This is a genomic window from Neobacillus sp. NPDC093127, from assembly GCF_044754175.1.
Taxonomy (GTDB): Bacteria; Bacillota; Bacilli; order Bacillales; family Cytobacillaceae; genus Neobacillus.
Window position 1 is genome coordinate 1 of sequence record NZ_JBIVOP010000055.1, and the last position, 2,607, is coordinate 2,607.

Below are 2,607 nucleotides of genomic sequence, written 5' to 3' on the forward strand. Positions count from 1 at the left end.
TAATAGCAATAGGTAAGCGTTTGATGTAATCTCCAGCTTTTCCCCTGCTCCACACCCAACGTGCGATTTTCACCGCATTAGGCGTTCCATCTTATTCTTTTAGACTAAAGCAATTAAATTACAAACTTTACGAAATTGGTTTAGCTTCTTCAATTGTTTACCATCTAATTGAAGAATGTTCCTATATCGTTCAATCGTCGTTTCATTAGTAGCATGGATTAATCTATGTACATCTTCATGCACGATTACAAGATTGATAAATTCATCTGTCCCTCCCATAATTCGGGGTAGCCTGTGGTGACAGTGCAGCTTGTCAGATGTTAAAAATTCCCCTGTTACAGCACATTTTCCTAGTTGCATAGAGTACCTTGAAATTCTGTTATCTGCAAATTCTAAGTTGTCTCTACCGTAAGGTATTTTTAACATCTTGTTTATTTCTATGGCAATGTCAGCTCTGAGATTTTGATGAAGTTTGAGCCTTCCTTTTTTTGTATAGTCACATATATCTTGACTGAAGTTCATAGCATTGCTTGTTTGTGTATCTCCTAAGAGAAATAAGTGCAAACCAGCAATTTTATATGTTTTGAAATTATTCTTATGAAGTCTCTTGTAAGTTTCCGATGGATTAATTGGTTTTCCATACTTCCCAATTGATTTTAGACGATTATACATGGTTTTCATTAGACGATAGGCTATTTTTCCAAAGTCTTTATTGATATGAGTTGCGATCTTATAGTAATTTTTAATTCCGAGAATATAAACGTTATAATCCAAAACAATTATTGGTGTTGGCTTATTTTGAATTTCACGAATTAAATATCTAAGTTTCTCTAGTATGCTTTTCTTCTTATTATCTGAAATATGTGTATTGGCTACGTATTTATTACGCTTGGATACTGCTTTGAGAGAAAAACCTAGAAAATCGGATTTTCTTTTTCTTAGATTAGTAATCGCCGATTTCTCGGAAGATATATCAAGGTTTAATTGATTTTTTAGATATTCTCTGGTGGCGTGGTGTATTTTTATAGCTAATTCATGAGAATTTGTGAAAATCTTGAAGTCATCCGCATATCTGACTATATACATTTGTTTCAGATTCGTTTTCTTTAAGGCTCTAGTCTTACTATTAGGTGCATAAGAATGTTTTAGTTTTAAGCATTCCCATTGGTTAGCTATCCACCAATCTAAATCATTTAAAACAATGTTCGATAGAAGGGGGGAAAGGATACCTCCTTGCGGAGTTCCTTTAGTTGGAATACCTATGCCTTTTATTGGTGCCTTTAGCATTTTTGAAACAATGGCTAATACTCTTTTATCCCGTATTCCTATACTGTACATTTGTTTAATTAATTTTGAATGGCTTACATTGTCAAAGAAACCTTTTATATCAATATCTACTACATGATGTAACTTCACATTATTGACTAAGAACTGACATCTAGCCATTGCATGATGAGTTGACCTATTTGGTCTGAAACCGTATGAATGGTGATAAAACTTAGCTTCACAAATTGGTTCTAATACTTGTTTGAACATCTGTTGTATTAATCTATCTCTCATAGTTGGAATTCCTAATGGTCTTTTCTTTCCATTCGGTTTAGGTATTTCAACTCTTCGTACCGTTTGAGGTTTATAATTCTTTACTGCTTTTCGAATTACTTCAATAAATTCATCAACGTTTTCAATTTTATATTTATCAATCGTGATACCATCAGTTCCAGCTGTTTTTGAACCTGTATTCGCTTTGATGTTTCGAAAGGCTAATAAGATATTGTCTTTCGATATGATATGTTCATATAGCCTTAAACCCTTTGTAGCATTGTTTTTACTTCGCTCGTAAAGGTCATCAAATATGTCTTGCATACTGTAATATTCTGCATGCCGTAAAGCTGTACTCACCGATGGATTGTTTCTCCTTCCTTGCGGAAAATCCCATCATCTTACTCGACCCTGTGAGTTTCATTAGATTGATTTGCCTTCAAAGAATAAGACTTGGGACCATCCCTCCACGCTCGTTACACGTTTCATTGGTACTATATCCCTACTTTCGCAAGAATAAAGTCACTTCGATGTTTATTTATCTTATAGACACCATCCAGATAGTAGTCTTTTAATAGTGGATGTTTCTTACTTACAACGTTCCGATTAACCTAGCTTTACATATATCCGTAGGTGCTTACTTTAAGCCTGTCAATTCTATATCCTCATTAGTTAGATATTCCGAGGTTCCTATGTACTAGTCGTACTTTTCGGTGTTTGACACTGCATTTACAGCATACGTCTTTCGAGCGTATTAAATTCTAGACCCGTACATTCGCAAGTTCGTCAGTCCATCTGGACATTCTCACCTTAGATATTTTGTAGCATCCCGGCCTATCATGAACCATATTCTGTTTAAGAACTTAGGTACATTTCAGCCGACTTCACCTAGCTTCATACACGTTCGGGCTACTACCATTCCGTGCATGTAGGAGTATCAGATAACTCGTTTCAGCTCAACATGACGGCTATCATTCCGAGTTTCGATTAATCAGTTATAATTGCCTTTCAGCAATCCTCCTTTTTCGTGCTTTCGCACTTATAAGGAAACGTTTCGCACAGTACAAT

Annotated in this window: 1 protein-coding gene; it reads right to left on the minus strand. The window is 35.2% G+C overall.

Going from position 1 to position 2,607, the window contains the following annotated elements:
- Positions 1–99: 99 nt before the first annotated feature.
- Entirely contained in the window at positions 100–1,899 is a 1,800-nt protein-coding gene (ltrA, locus tag ACIQCO_RS27955) for a group II intron reverse transcriptase/maturase (RefSeq protein ID WP_400435436.1), read from the minus strand.
- Positions 1,900–2,607 lie beyond the last annotated feature (708 nt).